The sequence below is a fragment of the Tolypothrix sp. PCC 7712 genome, from assembly GCF_025860405.1.
Lineage (GTDB): Bacteria > Cyanobacteriota > Cyanobacteriia > Cyanobacteriales > Nostocaceae > Aulosira > Aulosira diplosiphon.
In genome coordinates this window covers 6,952,983-6,969,752 of sequence record NZ_CP063785.1, presented here as the reverse complement: position 1 = coordinate 6,969,752, position 16,770 = coordinate 6,952,983, and the positions used below count along the sequence as shown (strand labels likewise).

The 16,770-nt window shown below is 42.0% G+C and carries 14 protein-coding genes; 7 read left to right on the top strand and 7 right to left on the bottom strand.

Annotation, left to right across the window (positions count from 1 at the left end; all coding sequences use genetic code 11):
* Nucleotides 1-19: 19 nt before the first annotated feature.
* The gene (gene pstC, locus HGR01_RS28750; protein WP_045872260.1) at nucleotides 20-970 is read right to left on the bottom strand and encodes a phosphate ABC transporter permease subunit PstC; all 951 of its coding nucleotides are present in this window, start codon (nucleotides 968-970) and stop codon (nucleotides 20-22) included.
* 213 nt (nucleotides 971-1,183) lie between these two features.
* Nucleotides 1,184-2,359 (bottom strand): phosphate ABC transporter substrate-binding protein PstS, encoded by a 1,176-nt coding sequence (gene pstS, locus HGR01_RS28745; protein ID WP_045872261.1) that lies wholly within the window; start codon nucleotides 2,357-2,359, stop codon nucleotides 1,184-1,186.
* Nucleotides 2,360-2,898: 539 nt separating this feature from the next.
* Between pstS and HGR01_RS28740 the strand changes: the two genes are divergently transcribed.
* Together HGR01_RS28740 and lspA are read left to right on the top strand one after the other, a co-directional pair.
* Entirely contained in the window at nucleotides 2,899-3,486 is a 588-nt protein-coding gene (locus HGR01_RS28740) for a biotin transporter BioY (protein WP_045872262.1), read from the top strand.
* Between the two features lie 115 nt (nucleotides 3,487-3,601).
* On the top strand, nucleotides 3,602-4,078 hold the full coding sequence (gene lspA / locus HGR01_RS28735) for a signal peptidase II (RefSeq protein WP_045872263.1): 477 nt from the start codon (nucleotides 3,602-3,604) through the stop codon (nucleotides 4,076-4,078).
* A 240-nt stretch (nucleotides 4,079-4,318) separates the two neighbouring features.
* On the opposite strand, the gene HGR01_RS28730 is transcribed toward lspA, so the two are convergent.
* On the bottom strand, nucleotides 4,319-5,005 hold the full coding sequence (locus HGR01_RS28730) for a hypothetical protein (protein WP_071989447.1): 687 nt from the start codon (nucleotides 5,003-5,005) through the stop codon (nucleotides 4,319-4,321).
* Nucleotides 5,006-5,439: 434 nt separating this feature from the next.
* Between HGR01_RS28730 and HGR01_RS28725 the strand changes: the two genes are divergently transcribed.
* Nucleotides 5,440-7,710 (top strand): transglycosylase domain-containing protein, encoded by a 2,271-nt coding sequence (locus HGR01_RS28725; RefSeq protein ID WP_045872265.1) that lies wholly within the window; start codon nucleotides 5,440-5,442, stop codon nucleotides 7,708-7,710.
* Between the two features lie 148 nt (nucleotides 7,711-7,858).
* Here HGR01_RS28725 and HGR01_RS28720 read toward each other — a convergent pair whose 3' ends face one another.
* Nucleotides 7,859-9,388: a DUF4335 domain-containing protein gene (locus tag HGR01_RS28720; protein ID WP_045872266.1), complete on the bottom strand. Its 1,530-nt coding sequence runs from the start codon at nucleotides 9,386-9,388 to the stop codon at nucleotides 7,859-7,861.
* Nucleotides 9,385-10,011, bottom strand: a complete 627-nt coding sequence (locus tag HGR01_RS28715; protein WP_045872267.1) for a DUF3038 domain-containing protein — start codon at nucleotides 10,009-10,011, stop codon at nucleotides 9,385-9,387. The genes HGR01_RS28720 and HGR01_RS28715 overlap by 4 nt, the downstream gene beginning before the upstream one ends.
* 499 nt (nucleotides 10,012-10,510) lie before the next feature.
* On the opposite strand from HGR01_RS28715, the gene HGR01_RS28710 reads away from it, so the two are divergent.
* From HGR01_RS28710 to ilvD, 4 genes are all read left to right on the top strand, one after another.
* Nucleotides 10,511-11,029, top strand: a complete 519-nt coding sequence (locus HGR01_RS28710) for an adenine phosphoribosyltransferase (RefSeq protein ID WP_045872268.1) — start codon at nucleotides 10,511-10,513, stop codon at nucleotides 11,027-11,029.
* Between the two features lie 97 nt (nucleotides 11,030-11,126).
* Nucleotides 11,127-12,176, top strand: coding sequence for an ABC transporter permease (locus HGR01_RS28705; RefSeq protein WP_045872269.1), 1,050 nt, complete (start codon nucleotides 11,127-11,129; stop codon nucleotides 12,174-12,176).
* Between the two features lie 63 nt (nucleotides 12,177-12,239).
* Nucleotides 12,240-12,521 (top strand): hypothetical protein, encoded by a 282-nt coding sequence (locus HGR01_RS28700; RefSeq protein WP_045872270.1) that lies wholly within the window; start codon nucleotides 12,240-12,242, stop codon nucleotides 12,519-12,521.
* Nucleotides 12,522-13,093: 572 nt separating this feature from the next.
* Complete coding sequence (ilvD, locus tag HGR01_RS28695; protein ID WP_045872272.1) at nucleotides 13,094-14,782, top strand: dihydroxy-acid dehydratase; 1,689 nt, start codon at nucleotides 13,094-13,096, stop codon at nucleotides 14,780-14,782.
* Nucleotides 14,783-14,914: 132 nt separating this feature from the next.
* Here ilvD and HGR01_RS28690 read toward each other — a convergent pair whose 3' ends face one another.
* Together HGR01_RS28690 and HGR01_RS28685 are read right to left on the bottom strand one after the other, a co-directional pair.
* Entirely contained in the window at nucleotides 14,915-15,871 is a 957-nt protein-coding gene (locus HGR01_RS28690; RefSeq protein ID WP_045872273.1) for an MDR/zinc-dependent alcohol dehydrogenase-like family protein, read from the bottom strand.
* 227 nt (nucleotides 15,872-16,098) lie between these two features.
* Nucleotides 16,099-16,677 (bottom strand): hypothetical protein, encoded by a 579-nt coding sequence (locus HGR01_RS28685; protein WP_045872274.1) that lies wholly within the window; start codon nucleotides 16,675-16,677, stop codon nucleotides 16,099-16,101.
* Between the last annotated feature and the right edge of the window lie 93 nt (nucleotides 16,678-16,770).

Below are 16,770 nucleotides of genomic sequence, written 5' to 3'. Positions count from 1 at the left end.
AATTCAACCTACAACCACCCTAAATTCGCTTCATACGAAGAACAATTAACTCGGCAAAAATATTAACTATCAGTGTCAAAACAAACAAAACTAAAGCAGCATACATCAAAGCTGCCACTTGCAAACCACTAGCCTCCGAAAATTGATTGGCTAGTAAGGAAGAAATTGTATTGGCTGGCGCTAACACTGAAAGACTAATGTTGTTGGAGTTTCCAATTAACATTGTCACCGCCATTGTTTCTCCCATCGCCCGACCCAGGGCCAACATCACAGCACTGACGATACCCGAAAAAGCCGCAGGAATCAAAACTTGAAAAATTGTTTCCCAACGGGTTGCACCCAGCCCTACAGCTGCTTGACGCAAACTAGGAGGGATGGAAATTAAGGCATCACGAGATATAGCTGTGATGATGGGCAAAGTCATGATTGCTAAAATTACTCCAGCTGGCAACATTCCAGGGCCAGAAGGAGCAGTACTAAAAATGGGTAAAAAGCCCAAGGAACTATTGAGCCATTTTCCCACATTGGTAATGATTGGGACTAATACAAAAATTCCCCAAATACCATATACAACGCTAGGAATAGCAGCAAGCAGTTCAACTAAAAATACTAATACCAAGCGTATTTTTGATGGCAGAAAATTTTCACTGAGTAAAACAGCAGTGCCAACACCAATGGGTACAGCTAGCAATAAACCAATAAAAGAACTCACTAAAGTTCCATAAACTTGCGGTAATACTCCATATTGGTTATTAACCGGGTTCCAAGTGCTCTGTGCTATGAAGCCAGCACCAAACTCTTGAATGGCAGGCCAGGCACCAATACTAACCTGTATGGTAATCCACAATAAAGTAGCAGCGATTCCTAGTGCAAAAATCCGCGTCAGCCAAATAAAGCCCCGATCCAGCGACTTATCTATTTCGGAGCGACTTTTAAGAGCTGAGAGCAGATTATGAGTATTTGTAGCCATGAATACTGACTTTAACAATATAGATCGAGAAAAATGTGGGAGAGAACCAGATTAGTAAGAATGTCGCCAATTAATCCCATTTAACTCAAAATTAGGATTAAGTGTTGGGGAGCACCAAGCAAGCGACAAGTCTATATAATTTATTTAGTCAAAACTTAATTGACTAAATATATGCTCCCATAATGTAGCTCTTGACTTTCAAGTTAAAAATCGCTATTTACTAGCACTGGTATTGCCACCAACAGCAATCTTATAGTCAGGAGTGATTTGATCGGCAGCAGCAGCTACCTTAGTAATCACATTTTGAGGTAAAGGAACATATCCTAGTTCCGTAGCTAACTTTTGCCCATCAGTTAAAGCGTACTCGATCATTGCCTCTACGGCCTTGCCTTTGGCAGCATTATCATACTTCTTGTATGCCAAAATCCAAGTATAAGTAACGATGGGATAGGATTCTGCCCCTTCTGGATCTGTAATAAATTCCCGCAAATTTTCTGGCAAAGTTACTGATTCGAGAGTTTTAGATGCAGACGCATCATTCGGTGTAATAAATTGACCGCCTTTATTTTCTAGAGCCGCAAATTTGAGATTATTTTGTTTGGCGTAGCCATATTCAATGTAACCAATTGAACCTTGAGTTTGTTGGATTTGGGCAGTCACACCTTCATTACCCTTAGCACCAACACCTACAGGCCATTTTACACTTTTCCCATCACCTACTTTAGTCTTCCATTCTGGACTAATAGCACTAAGGTGTTTGGTAAATACGCCTGTTGTACCGCTACCATCAGAACGATATATAACTGCAATTGGCTGTTTAGGCAGTTTAGCGCTAGGGTTAGCTTTAGCAATTAAAGGGTCATCCCAGGACGTGATTTTACCTAGTAAAATATCTGTGTAAACTGCTCGTGGGAGCTTGAGTTCTGGAACATCAGGCAAGTTGTAAGCTAGCACAATACTACCAGCAGTTACAGGCAACAAAATTACACCCTTTTGTACCTTTTGGATTTCATCATCCTTCATGGCAACATCGCTAGCACCAAAGTCTACAGTACCTTTGATAAATTGCTCAACGCCAGCACCGCTACCAACTGATTGATAGTTAACTTGCAAGTTAGGATATTTTTTGTTCAAATCAGTAAACCAACTTGCGTACAAAGGTGCTGGAAAGGAAGCACCAGCTCCAGTCAAGCTGATATTTCCACCCAGATCCAACTTTTTATCAGGGTTGGAGGCAGTAGCATCTGTAGCAGTACCAGGTGTCTCCTTGGTAGCCGTATTGTCTGGGGTTTGCTGTCCACCGCAAGCAGCCAGGCTGATTGCCAGTGCTAATACTGACATTTTAGCTGCAAAACGAGTATGTTTTTTTGTGCTTATACGTAAGGACATTGCTGTCAAATTTTAGTCAACTTCCAAGTGAGCGCTTCTAGGATACCTCTACCAGGTAAAATCCAAGGTAAACAAAAGGTTAACAAAGCTAAAAATCTCTGTCTTTTTTAGATGAATTTTTCAAGTATAACTATGTGTTAAGTGTACTATTTTATACTTTAATGTTTATTGTGTAATTAATAATGCTGAGTAAATTATTGATGTGTATATTTACAAAATCTGTTGATTCATGTAGTGTTGGTGCCTCAAGCCAAAAAAATTCTGAAACTAAGGCAAAAAGTGATGAGACATAAGACTTTAAGTTTTCAACGACTGCCTAGTAGTTATCACTCTTTTAGCTATTAAAATTACGCTTAGGAGATGAATGAATACTAAGTAAGGTCTGATTTACACAAGGAGCGATCGCTAACAAATTTAACTGAAAAAGCCCAAAATTATATCTACTGCTACAAGTGCTAGCACAAATTAAATTTGCATACTAATATCTGTCGTGTTTGTTGTGGCTTGTTGAGCTTGCTTATTCCTTCTATATTTATATAATGTTTGCCGCTTCCAATCAATTATTATGGTCTATGATTGGCTTACTCCTGACAATGGGGGGCACCTTCCTTGAAGCCTACGGTGTTAGCTTACCTTGGAGTTGGAGTCAGCACAGAATTCAAACTTTTTCTTTGGGTGTTAGCTATCAAATTGGTGCGGTGCTACTAGTAGGTTGTTTAGGAGGTAAAAATGCTGGGGCACTCTCCCAAATAGCTTATTTAGTGATGGGTTTAACCTTACTACCTGTTTTTTCTGAAGGTGGTGGTATTGGTTACGTTAAATTAGCTCACTTTGGTTATCTCCTAGGTTTTATTCCGGGGGCTTGGATTTGTGGTTTTTTAGCCTTTAAAGCTAGACCGAGATTAGAAACCCTAGCTTTTAGTTGTCTTTGTGGCTTGTTATCTGTCCACATCTGCGGTATTAGTTATTTGATGATTAGCTATTTTTTCCAGTGGCAAGGCACAGAAAACTTGACATTAATACAAGCAATCCTCAGATATTCCTGGTCAGTATTGCCAGGACAATTTACTGTAGTCTGTGCTGCCACTGTAATAGCATATATATTACGTCATTTAATGTTTTATTAATTCCTGAGAGAATCAGCAATATAGGTTAGGTAATAAAGATTAGAAACCAAATAAAGTTTTCTTTTTTTATTCCTAATCTCTAGTATCTAGTCCCGAGTACCTAGTCCCTAATTTCATGCGTTTAAAAAATAACCTGTTCTGGATCGCTGCCCTCATCGCTTTTTTTATAGACCAATTAACAAAATATTGGGTAGTACAAACCTTTAAATTGGGACAAACCCTACCCTTATTACCAGATATATTTCACTTCACCTATGTGACTAATACTGGTGCTGCTTTTAGTCTTTTAAGTGGCAAAGTAGAGTGGTTGCGTTGGCTATCTTTAGCAGTTAGTTTGGTTTTAATTGGAGTAGCATTATTTGGCCCCTTGTTAAACTTTTGGGATCAGTTGGGCTATGGCTTAATTTTAGGCGGAGCGATGGGCAACGGTATAGATCGGTTTATTTTAGGTTATGTCGTTGATTTTCTCGATTTTCGGCTAATTAATTTTGCTGTATTTAATATGGCAGATTCATTTATTAGTATTGGTATTGTTTGTTTGCTAATTGCTTCTTGGCAAAAAACACCTACTTCAAATAACAGGACAAGGTAAATCAAGGGGTTGTTATTTGTCTTGAGGTAGCTGGTGTTGATGATTTTTACCTACTCCCTCATATTATTCATATAAAAAGTAGAGAAAACCACATACACTGGTTACGTAATAAGAAAAGCCTGGAAGCGAATTCTCCCAGGCTCTTATTAGCTCAAATTTTTACAGATATTGTTAAAATTTTGACAGCCAACAATCTAAATTAGTTTTTAATTACCATGAGCGCGAGCTTTAGGTAAACCACTATTTAGAAGGCTGTGATGGAGAAGTAGTACTGGGTTCAGTAGTACTGCTGGGGTTGGTAGAAGAATCTGGGGTAGTTGTGCTACCTGGTGCTGCTGGAGCTACACTACCAGGAGTACCAGATTCAGGAATGGTAGTGCCGCCTGGTACTGGAGTCATTTTATTAGTACTGCCAGAATCAGGGCTAGTTGTGCCACTTGGTGCTACTGGAGTAATATTGCTGGGACTACCAGACTCAGGAGTAGATTCAGGGGTAGATGTGCTACCTGGTGCGGGAGTAGTTGTATCAGAAGGGGCTGTCCCTGGTGTTGTATTTGTATCGGCAGGACTAGTCCCAGGTATAGTGGTAGTGCCAGGTGTTATGCTGTCAGGTTTAGTAGACCCTGGTGTAACGCTGGGCCCTGGTGTTGTATTATTCTCAGGAGTGGGGCTGGTTGGGCTGGTTGTAGAACCAGTGCTAGGACTACCAGTGTTAACTGCTGCGCCACCAGGACAACGGGAATTAAGCGGAAAATACTCACACAGAATCTTCATGCCTTCTGGTGACATTTTGATTTCCGTTGGTGCACTAGTGGACGAGCTATCAGCTTGGGCAATGGAGGATTTACTAGACTGGGCGGCAGCAACATTAGCACTTAAAGCCAAAGTTAGAGCTGTACCAATCAGGCTCAGAGATTTTCCCTTCATTCTGAATTAACCTCAACGGAACACTCGGCCCATTAAAACAAACAAAGTTAATTATAAAATCTGTCTAAATAGGGATGTACATTTTAGCTTTAGCGTGCTTTATATCTGTTGAAGCGGTAAAATTTACATCGATTATTTTTTGATTATCAGTTGCTAAGATGACAAAAGTAAATCCATCGCCACTGCCTATGAATAACATTAACACTAGATACAATCAGCATTATCGTTGCATCATAAAAATTATTGAATATGTAAATAAGTGTTCACGATTAATATCGTAAATACGCTTAATATAGATTGCGTAAGTGTATTATCTAATTTGAAAAAATCCGTATAGCCAATTTATGCTTTGGCTTGTGATTAAAATAGGGTAAGACAACCATTCAGATTGTAATCTGCCGACTCTTTATTAATAGCCGTGCTATAAGTAGCCGATGAGTTCCCCCCAACCTCCCCAAAAGCCACAAACTATACTTGGTCAACTGACACAAGCCGTACATACGATTCAAGCTAGAGTGGATTTTTCCAAACTAGCGCTCAAACCTAATGCTAAAGTACCGGAACTCTTGGTGCAGGATGCGGGGTCAGATAAGGCAGAGGTGTATCCATTGTTGGGCGATCGCTATGTTTTAGGTCGTAGTTCTAAATCCTGCGATATAGTGATTCGTAACCCGGTAGTTAGCCAAATTCACTTGTCATTATCACGGGATTCTACGCAACGCACTCCCGTTTTTGTGATTAAAGACGAGAATTCCACAAATGGTATTTACCGTGGTAAGCGACGTATTAGTTCTTTAGAATTGCGTCACGGTGATATTTTTACCTTAGGCCCACCAGAACTAGCAGCTTCAGTGCGGCTGCAATATATCGATCCACCAGCTTGGTATGTGAAAGCAGCAACTTGGACTGCTTATGGTGTTGGTGGTGTCAGTGCTTTAGTAGCTTTAGCAATTGGCGTGGAATGGCTGAAATTTTCCGTGAGGCCTTTACCTACAGCTACCCGTGCGCCAGTAATTGTGTATGCCCGTGATGGTGCTACCCCACTACGCGAACCCAGAACCACATCTCACGTAGATATGAAGCGGTTGGAGGATTTTGGCCCTTATCTACCCAAAGCGGTGATTGCTTCAGAAGATAGTCGTTATTACTGGCACGTTGGGGTTGATCCTTTGGGGATTTTGCGTGCTGTATTAATTAACAGCCGCAGTGGTGATGTGCAGCAAGGTGCGAGTACAGTTACTCAGCAAGTTGCCCGCAGTTTATTCCGTGATTATGTAGGTAGGCAAGATTCCCTCGGACGAAAATTGCGAGAAGCAGTAGTAGCGTTAAAGCTAGAAACCTTTTACAGCAAAGACGAAATTTTACTGACATATTTAAACCGCGTATTTTTAGGTGGGGATACCTCCGGCTTTGAAGATGCTGCTAAGTATTACTTTGAGAAGTCAGCTAAAGACTTAACTTTGGCAGAAGCTGCAACCTTGGTAGGAATTTTACCCGGCCCTAACGCTTTTGATTTTTGTGGCGATGGTCAAAATAAGCTGCAAGCTGCTGAATACCGCAATCGCGTAATCAAGCGAATGGTGGAAATGGGCCAAATTAAAGCAGAGGATGCTAACCGCGCTCGACGTTCCACTGTGCAAGTTAGCCCTAAAGTCTGCGAACAGCAAGCTAAAACCCTCAGTCCTTATTTTTACAGCTATGTCTACCAAGAATTAGAACAAATTTTGGGGGAGGGAGCCGCAAAAGAAGGCAATTATATTATTGAAACCCAGCTAGACTTGGGAATTCAGGCCCAAGCAGACGCAGCTTTACGAAATTCAGTTAGCAATGCAGGTGCAACTTTTGGTTTTTCCCAAGGCGCAATGGTTACCCTAGATTCTAGTACTGGTGCTATCTTAGCGATGGTAGGAGGCACAGATTACAAAAAAAGTCAATTTAATCGTGCAGTTCAAGCCAAAAGACAACCAGGTTCCACCTTTAAAATTTTTGCCTACACAGCTGCTATACAGCAAGGAATTTCACCATATAGAAGCTATTCCTGCGCGCCTTTAACATGGCAAGGCTTTACCTATAAACCTTGTCGCGTTGGTGCTGGTACTAGTCTAGATATGTCTACAGGTTTGGCTCTTTCAGAAAATCCGATTGCTTTGCGGTTAGCACGGGAAATTGGCTTAGATAAAGTCGTAGCCATGGCCCAACGTTTAGGGGTCAAGTCACCTCTTGATCCAGTTCCCGGTTTAGTGCTAGGTCAAAGCGTTGTTGATGTCTTGGAAATGACTGGTGCTTTTGGCGCAATTGGCAATCGGGGAGTATGGAATCGTCCCCATGCCATTAGTAGAATTTTAGACAGTAGCGATTGCCGCGATCGCAAAGACTTAAAAACCTGTCGAGTAATTTACTCCTTCGACCAAGATCCTGATGCCAATAGACGAGTACTATCTAATGACGTAGCCGATCAAATGACTACTATGATGCGGGGAGTAGTTACTAGAGGTACAGGTAGAAGTGCGGCTCTGGGATTAGGCGAAGCTGGTAAAACAGGTACAACCGATAAAAACGTTGACTTGTGGTTTATCGGTTTTATTCCCAACCGTCGCTTAGTGACTGGTATTTGGCTAGGAAACGACAACAATTCCCCCACTTCTGGTAGTAGCGCTCAAGCAGCCCAGCTATGGGGGAATTATATGGGACGAATTGTAAAGTAAAGAGTCAAAAGTCAAGAGTCAAAAGTCAAGAGTCAAAAGTCAAAAGACAAAAGACAAGAGTTCTCCTTCTTGTCTCTCTTACCTTACCTTACCTTGTCTTTTCTGTTCACTGTTTCCCATTCCCTGTTCCCTGTTCCCTCCTTTCTTATTAATATCCACGCCAAGGAGCGATTTCTAATTTACCACTTGGCTGAAATATGAGTTGGAAATGGGCTAGAGGTTCTTTGCTATTGGGTGCAACTAAATTTGAGCCTTGAGCCTGTTGCAACAACTGGGGAAGTGGAGTTTCTCGAGCATAATCATAGGCGACTTGATTGAGCGGCTCATAGTCTGTGATCGCACCATCTTTGTTGACCGCCACCCGATATTTCAAATATCTTTCAAAGGTGGGGGTACCTCCCCAGCTTTGCCGTACTGTGCCATATAACTTCTGGCTTAAATTATTAACTGTCTTAGCATCAGTAATTTTTGCACCCACAACCTCTGGTGTTTTAGCATACCCACGCCAAGGGCTAACTTCTAGTACCCCTGTTTTTGTCAACACAACTCTGTATTGAGCAATTGGTTCGTTTTGAATCGCGCCTCGGGTAGCAGGATTGTAAAGGAGATTGGGTAGAGGAGTTTTTTGTATTTCCTCATTTGCCTTTTGATTCACAGCTTTATAGCCAATAATGGCACCGTCCGCTGCTACACCTACACGATAAACCACATCCTCTGATAATTCAGCACGATTAGTCCAAGCCGGATTAATTTGGTTATACAATTGACGGTTCAAGGCCCGTAGTTTCGATGGATCGGTAATTTCCGGTACGGTAGTTAAAAGTTTTTCTAAATCTTTAACTTCAGGTGTACTTCCAGGAGTAGGTGTTGGTGTTACCGCCGCTATCGGTGTGGGTATAATTTCCGATGAGGGTGTTGGTGTTACCGCCGCTATTGGTGTGGATGTTGCACTGGGGGAAGTTGTGGGCGTAACAGCTGCTGCGGGTGTGGTTGTTTCAGCCGCCGCAGGTGTAGCGCTGGGTGTAACGTTAGGTGTTGTAGAGCTAGTTGGATCTTGTGACTTTGGCTCTGGTGTATGTAGTTGCGGAGATGGAATCAAGCTTAAGGTGAGTGCTGCAACCGCCAAACTCGAAACCCCTATACTAGCAGGTACTGCTTGCTTTAATACAGCTTGATTAGCAACACTATTTCTTCTTGTAACTGGTTGTAATTCTAGAGATAGCTCTGGTAAAGTTTGGGTGTCAGCAAAAAACTGATCTACCGCTTCTACTAAATCAAATAACTGTACTGTATTTAAATCAATTTGAATCGGCTCTTTATTATTGTTAGGGTTAGAATTAAAACCTTGAGATTCATCCTCTGAATGGACAATTAACCTGTGTCGGTTGATGTCTACTTTTTGTAATTCAACTAACTCTGAATCTTGATTATGAGCTTGGGGATTGGGAACGTTACTCAGAAATTCCTGAGCGTAGCCACTAACCGCCCTCACCAAACTTTCAAAAAACTCTCTTCCTCCCACTAAGGGCTGATTATAACTAGATAAATAGCATTCTGCATTGACCAATATTGATAATTCCGGGCGCATTTCTTGAAAATGTGCAGCCCGGCTGGCATCGCTTAAACCTTCTAAAAGCAACGTGCAATTAGGTAGACTGTACTTACGTTGAATATTCATTCTACTTCCCCATCAAAAAGACTGATCCAGAACCGCTGCATTCCAGCTGTGCCAGTACAGAAGAGTAGTTGTCCTAATAAATTTATTGCTAGCTCATCTAATTTATCGTCAGAAGTTAATGCCAATGAACCAGAACGGCGGGAACTCATCCTACTCTTAAAATGCGTTCTAAACCGCTCTAAATAATTAGATAGTCGGAGATTTTGTTCCAGTGGTAGTTGCTTTTCATTCATTTGCTGATAAATCATCAATAACTGACGAATAACTACTGTTAAACGTCTAGCTATATAGCAAGCAATTACTACCAATGCTTTTGCTTCCATAATAGTTAAAGGGCGACGCATATGCGCTCTTCGTAGTGGGTTAGAACTACGCATTCGCCATAAATTTACCCTATCTTTAATAATTCCTTTTAATTCCAATTCATCAGCAAAAGCCAAAATAGCTTCCGAACCACCGAGTTCCAAAGCTTCAATTGCCAGTAAAATTAAATCGATTTGTACCCGAGTTCTTCGGGGACATAGTTGCCCCTCTGTCGCCGGATCGGGTAAGGTATCCAGAATCATAGGCAATGACGAGGGAGTAGGACTGTTAAACGGCGTTAAACTAGCGGAGACATTCATTCTATAGATACCTTGTGCGCTTCCGACAGACTAGGTAAAACTAATTTAAGATAAATAGCCATACAAAAACATGAGGCTTGTAGCATTCGTAGTAATGCTTGATATATACATTACTTACTTTTTGAACTCCAAGGTTTCCGTATACTTAAATTTATGTTTTTAACATATAAGTGTATCAACCTCACTTGGTAGTGTAATTCCATCCCTAGCTTGAGTTAGATTCAAGTTATCGTCAATGGATCGCCAAGCTTGAGCTTCAATCCCCAGCGTATGACATTATAGTGTACGATTTGTCAGGTATCGGGAATTGGGGACTGGCGACTGGGGACTAGGGATTAGGAATTACAAACAGCAGGGGATCTCAGCGATCAATAGTCAAGAAAGAAATAAACAATGCCCCATCCCCAATGCCCCATGACGGCAGTTGCTACAACGGAGGGAACCTCCGCAACGCACTGCCTCCCCCATGCCCAATTATTGATCCCTAAGAGCGATTTTTATGGATTTAAAGTCTCTAATTCGTGAAATACCAGATTTTCCCAACCCAGGAATTGTCTTTCGAGATATTACGACGCTGCTGCGCGATCCTGACGGCTTACGCTACACTATTGACTTTTTTGCCCAACAGTGCATCAACAATGGACTGAATGCGGATTACATTGTGGGGATGGAGTCACGCGGTTTTATTTTTGGTTCTCCTTTAGCTTACAAATTAGGAGCTGGTTTTGTTCCCGCACGGAAAAAGGGGAAGTTACCAGCAGCAGTTCACTCCGTTGAATATGATTTGGAGTACGGCACAGATTCGTTGGAAGTGCATCAGGATGCGTTACCTGCAGGTAGCCGAGTTTTGATTGTGGATGATTTGATTGCCACAGGTGGAACTGCGAGTGCAACAGCAAAATTAGTCGAGAAGATTGGCTGCGAATTATTAGGCTTTGGGTTTATTATCGAGCTAAGAGATTTACAAGGACGTAAATATCTGCCAGATGTGCCGATTATCTCCTTGATTGAATATTAGCCAAGAGTCAAAAGTCTAAATTATCAAAATTACAGCATTTTGGCTCTTGAACACCACTTGTTCTCATTGGGATTTACCCAACACCTTTGACTAAACTATGACATCTTCTACAAAAATTTCTCTGGAGACAAGTCGAGACTGGCTAATTAGGCTAGTCACGAGTGAGACTTTTATTTATGTAATGAAAAGGCTATTACAGGCGCTACTGACTTTATTTTTGGCATCTGCATTGTCATTTTTCATTATTCAGTTGGCTCCAGGGGATTATGTAGATACATTACGGCAAAACCCCAAAATTTCCCCAGAAAGAATAGAGGAAATCAAGCGCCAGTTTGGTTTGGATAAGTCCTGGCCGGAGCAATTTGGGTTTTGGCTGTGGCGCATCTTTAGCAAAGGTGATTTTGGCACAAGTTTTGTGTACCAACGCTCGGTAGGGTCGCTGTTAGGAGAACGCATACAGGCAACGTTACTATTAGCGATCGCTTCTTTAATTGTGACATGGGCGATCGCTATTCCTTTAGGAATCGTTGCTGCGGTGAAGCAAAATAAGCTGGTTGACCGGGTTTTACAGGTAATTAGCTACGCTGGTCAAGGATTTCCCAGTTTTATCACTGCCCTCTTCTTGCTGATTGTCGCCCAAGTCACCTCACCTATTTTTCCTGTAGGTGACATGACTAGCATCAATCACTGGGAATTGAATTGGTTTGGCAGGGTTCTCGATGTTGCTTGGCACATGATTTTACCAACAATTGCCCTGTCAATTACCAGTTTTGCTGGTTTGCAACGCATCACTCGCGGCGAATTATTGGATGTTCTGCGTCAAGATTATATTCAAACGGCTCGTGCCAAAGGATTACCAGAAAACCGAGTCATTTACGTTCATGCGCTGCGTAATGCCATCAACCCTTTAATTACCTTATTGGGTTTTGAGTTAGCTGGCTTATTAAACGGTGCATTTATTGCCGAACAGTTCTTTAACTGGCCCGGTTTAGGAAGATTGGCTTTACAGGCTTTACAAGCTCAAGACTTATATTTATTAATGGCCAGCTTAGTCATGGGCGCAGTACTGTTAATTATCGGGAATTTAGCTGCTGATTTACTACTTAAAGCTGCAGATCCACGCATTCGCCTAGAGAATTTAAATTAGTCAACAGTCAACAGTTATTTGTGTCCTCCTTGTCTCCCTTGTCCCCCCTTCCCTTCCGTCTCCATGCTTTCCGAAGTTTATTATTTGGTACGTTCTAAATCTGATGGTCGTTATTTAACGGCTCGTCCCAATGCTGAAGCATCGGGTTATTTGTTGTTATTTAAAGAAAACTTTGATGCTCTTAGCTATCTCAACACCCACGCTGCAGAGGTAGCAAATCGCTTTTCTGTAGAATCTATTCCCGGTACACAGATAAATAGTTTACTCAAGCGTTGGGGTTTTAACGGTGTCGGTATTGTGACTGATCCTTTGTTACCCAAGGTTGAGTTTTTACAGCAAGGCTAAGACTATTTTGCTGAGATAGAAATCCTGCAGGAGTTGTGAAATTACTCGTTAAGGTATAAAACGGAGTACAGGCAATGAAAAACTCCACCCACAAGGGGATGGAGTTTTTGGGCATTGGGAATTGGGCATGGGGCATGGGAAAGAACATACCAATGCCCTATGCCCTATGCCCCAAGCGGCGGGGCAGCTATCCCTCTCCACCCACAAGGGGATGGAGTTTCCCGCCGCTTTCAATAAAAAGTATAAATTTACTCTTTGTTTCACAAATGAAATAGGAAAAATTCGATATCAATTAAATATATCAACTTATAAAAAAGTAAAATAGAGTCTTTTTTATTACTTCTTTGCGATATAATATGCGATCGCTTTACTGTATTTTGTCCGTCATGGCATTTGGCAGCGAAAAAAGCAGAATTTTTCAATTAAAGTGTTATGAACTTGTGCAATATTGTACTAAGTTAAATAACTAATAACGAATCAATCATGGCTCATGCTTTATCGTGCCGATTCTGCATGAGAAAATCAACTAACACGATCGCAACTGTTGCGATGATGGCAGAAAAGGAAAAAAGATGTCGGAGAATTTAAGAAGCCAAGTTGTAACGCAAGGGGTGCAGCGTTCGCCTAATAGAGCAATGCTGCGTGCAGTTGGTTTTCAGGATGAAGATTTTAATAAAGCCATTGTCGGGATTGCCAATGGTTACAGCACTATTACCCCTTGTAATATGGGGATTAATCAGCTCGCACAAAGAGCAGAAGCTGCTGTCAAAACCGCAGGAGCAATGCCGCAAATTTTCGGCACGATTACTATTAGTGATGGGATTTCAATGGGAACTGAAGGGATGAAATATTCCCTCGTTTCTCGAGAAGTAATTGCAGATTCAATTGAAACTGCGGTTACTGGACAAAGTATGGATGGCGTGCTGGCTATTGGTGGTTGCGATAAAAATATGCCAGGGGCAATGATTGCGATCGCCCGGATGAATATCCCTGCTATTTTTGTTTACGGTGGCACGATTAAACCCGGACACTATAACGGAAAAGATTTAACTGTTGTTAGTTCCTTTGAAGCTGTCGGTCAATATAGCGCCGGCAAAATTGACGAAAATGAATTAATACAAGTCGAACGTAACGCTTGTCCTGGTGCTGGTTCCTGTGGTGGGATGTATACAGCTAATACTATGTCTTCGGCTTTTGAAGCTATGGGGATGAGTTTACCCTATTCTTCTACGATGGCGGCTGAAGATGCAGAAAAGGCTGATAGTACAGCAAAATCGGCAGATGTGTTGGTGGAAGCAATTCGTAAACAAATCCTCCCCCGCCAAATCATCACCCGCAAATCTATAGAAAATGCCATTGCCGTAATTATGGCTGTAGGTGGTTCCACAAATGCCGTATTGCACTTTTTGGCGATCGCCCGCGCTGCTGGTGTGGAATTAACTATTGATGACTTTGAAACCATCCGTGGGCGCGTGCCTGTATTGTGTGATTTAAAACCAAGCGGTAGATATGTAGCTACGGATTTACACAAGGCTGGTGGTATTCCTCAAGTGATGAAAATGCTACTAGTACATGGTTTAATTCACGGTGATTGCCTGACAATTAGCGGTCAAACTATCTCTGAAGTCTTGGCTGATGTATCAGAAGAACCATCTCCTAACCAAGATGTGATTCGTCCTTGGAATAACCCAATGTATCCTCAAGGACACTTGGCTATTCTCAAAGGTAACTTAGCAACAGAAGGTGCTGTAGCAAAAATTACCGGGGTTAAGAAGCCGACAATTACCGGGCCAGCTAGAGTATTTGAGTCCGAAGAAGATTCTTTAGATGCAATTTTGGCAGGCAAAATTAAGCCAGGTGATATTCTAGTTATTCGCTACGAAGGGCCGAAGGGAGGCCCCGGTATGCGCGAAATGCTAGCTCCCACCTCAGCCATCATTGGTGCTGGTTTAGGCGATTCCGTCGGATTAATCACCGATGGGCGTTTCTCTGGTGGTACCTATGGCATGGTAGTGGGGCACGTTGCACCAGAAGCAGCAGTTGGTGGTGCGATCGCTCTTGTCGAAGAAGGCGATAGCATTACAATCGATGCACCTGCACGTTTATTACAGTTGAACATCTCCGAAGAAGAATTAGCACGCCGTCGTGCCAATTGGCAACCTCGCAAACCCCGTTATACCAAAGGTGTGCTAGGAAAATATGCCAAATTAGTAGCTTCTAGCAGCCTTGGTGCTGTTACAGATTTGGATTTGTTTGAATAGGGCATGGGGCATTGGGCATTGGGCATTGGGCATTGGGCATTGGGCATTGGGTAATTGGTCATAATAATTTCCCATTTTTCCCTTCCCCTTTTCCCCCTTCCCCTTTCTGCCCTTTTCCCTAGTCCCCAGTCCCTAATCCCCAATCTCCAACAACACCTTTAAAACACCTCGAGTTTGAGCTTGTTCAAAGGCTGCAAGTCCATCGCTGAGGTGGTAGCGGGCATGAATTAGTGGTTGTACGTCTAGTTGTTCGGTAGCTAGCAATTGTAGTGCGGCGGGAAAGGGGCCACAACGGGAACCGATGAGCGTGATTTCATCTACTACCAAAGACGAAACATCTAAGTTGAGATTGCCTGCATAGGTACTTTTGAGTACTAATGTACCGCGAGGACGGAGAGCGCGGCGGGCGATCGCAAATCCTTCGGGATTACCAGTACACTCTACGGAAATATCGAAAAATCTGTCTCTTACATCTGTGGCTGAACCTGTTTTAATCCCTCTCGCTGCAAGATTCGCCAGTTTTTCTGGATGACGACCTACTACTAAAAGTTCACAGCCTGTTAACGCTATTGTTTGTGCTACCAGTTGTCCTAGCTTACCATCTCCAACTACTAGGACTCTGTCATTTGCACTTAAAGCGACCTGTTGCTGAATTTCTAAGGCGGCTGCTATCGGTTCAGTGAATGTTGCTACTTCTGTGGGTACATTATCCGGTACAGAATGTAAATTCTCGACTGGTAAACAGAGGTATTCTGCAAAAGCTCCGTGGCGGTTAACAATTCCTAATACAGTGCGGTTTTCACAGTGAGTTGAATTACCACTACGACAAAATCGGCAATGTCCGCAGACTGCGTTAATTTCGCCAACAACCCGCCGATTTAGTAGGTTTTCTGGCCCTTGTTCCACAACACCAACAAATTCATGCCCTAAAATTCCCCTGTAGGGATAGTAGCCTCTGAGCAGTTCTAAATCAGTATTGCAAATACCTGCACGCAATACACGCACAAGAGCTTCTCCTGGTGGCGGTTCTGGAGTTGGGATGTCTGTGCGTAATTGCAATTGGTTGTTTTCGAGCCAAATTCCTTTCATGGTGATTAAGCCGCAATAACAGATACAAGTAGGCGGTGCATTTAAAGATAACTAATCAGGGCTGTCATTTGTCCTTTGTTCTTTGTCATTGGTAAGGGTTTATAGCCAATTTATGTGTCTTAACATTGTTTGGTTTATTTACACCGACTTACTTATTCTAAGTTTTGAGAGTGTATCAATTATTGTGCTGGTTAATTATTTCAATAGTGTGAAGTATAAAATTACTTTTATTTTTTGTCTTGGATTACAGTAGAGCCTTCATTATTATTTGCCTGAGTTCTACTTAACCAAATTACTAGATCCTCTGAATGGACTGCTATCTCATTACCTAAGGTTTTGATATAGAGAAGTCCGTCACTAATAGTTAAATCTCTAATGGGATACCAGGCATTTCTGTGTCTGATTAAGAGTTCTAAAGAAAAACCTAACTGCAAGGCATATTTACGGTATTTCCACCAAGCACGCCATAAGTGTACAGATTTAGTGCCATGCATCTTATAGCCACTGGGTATTTGACAGTATCGATACTCATAGAAACCCCGATGATCTATTTCTCCTGTCAAAATATAACTGTAGTCTGCTAATGCTTCGTTCATCACCTCCCAATGGGATGAAGTGGCATTAATTGAGAATGTTGCTGGCTCCTTCGCGAGTTCGGCTGTAGCAATCACTCCTTCGGCTTTTGTCATTACTTGGTTACTTCTATATACTGTTTGCGCTGTCAACACAGCGTTTGATAACAATACTTCCTGTTTTTGGATGGAATTATGAACAAATACTCGCATTAACTCTATATTGGACAACATGACTTTTTTATACTCAGTAAGCTAAATGCAATAATAGGTGAATGACAACACAGTATAAATGAGTTTCAAACTTACGCAAGTGCCATATTTTTG

Coding starts and splice junctions, on each gene's coding strand:
- pstS (WP_045872261.1), bottom strand. CDS start 2,359: ATGTCCTTACGTATAAGCACAAAAAAACATACTCGTTTTGCAGCTAAA.
- ilvD (WP_045872272.1), top strand. CDS start 13,094: ATGTCGGAGAATTTAAGAAGCCAAGTTGTAACGCAAGGGGTGCAGCGT.
- HGR01_RS28690 (WP_045872273.1), bottom strand. CDS start 15,871: ATGAAAGGAATTTGGCTCGAAAACAACCAATTGCAATTACGCACAGAC.
- HGR01_RS28710 (WP_045872268.1), top strand. CDS start 10,511: ATGGATTTAAAGTCTCTAATTCGTGAAATACCAGATTTTCCCAACCCA.
- HGR01_RS28730 (WP_071989447.1), bottom strand. CDS start 5,005: ATGAAGGGAAAATCTCTGAGCCTGATTGGTACAGCTCTAACTTTGGCT.
- HGR01_RS28700 (WP_045872270.1), top strand. CDS start 12,240: ATGCTTTCCGAAGTTTATTATTTGGTACGTTCTAAATCTGATGGTCGT.
- HGR01_RS28740 (WP_045872262.1), top strand. CDS start 2,899: ATGTTTGCCGCTTCCAATCAATTATTATGGTCTATGATTGGCTTACTC.
- pstC (WP_045872260.1), bottom strand. CDS start 970: ATGGCTACAAATACTCATAATCTGCTCTCAGCTCTTAAAAGTCGCTCC.
- HGR01_RS28705 (WP_045872269.1), top strand. CDS start 11,127: ATGACATCTTCTACAAAAATTTCTCTGGAGACAAGTCGAGACTGGCTA.
- HGR01_RS28725 (WP_045872265.1), top strand. CDS start 5,440: ATGAGTTCCCCCCAACCTCCCCAAAAGCCACAAACTATACTTGGTCAA.
- lspA (WP_045872263.1), top strand. CDS start 3,602: ATGCGTTTAAAAAATAACCTGTTCTGGATCGCTGCCCTCATCGCTTTT.
- HGR01_RS28720 (WP_045872266.1), bottom strand. CDS start 9,388: ATGAATATTCAACGTAAGTACAGTCTACCTAATTGCACGTTGCTTTTA.
- HGR01_RS28685 (WP_045872274.1), bottom strand. CDS start 16,677: ATGTTGTCCAATATAGAGTTAATGCGAGTATTTGTTCATAATTCCATC.
- HGR01_RS28715 (WP_045872267.1), bottom strand. CDS start 10,011: ATGAATGTCTCCGCTAGTTTAACGCCGTTTAACAGTCCTACTCCCTCG.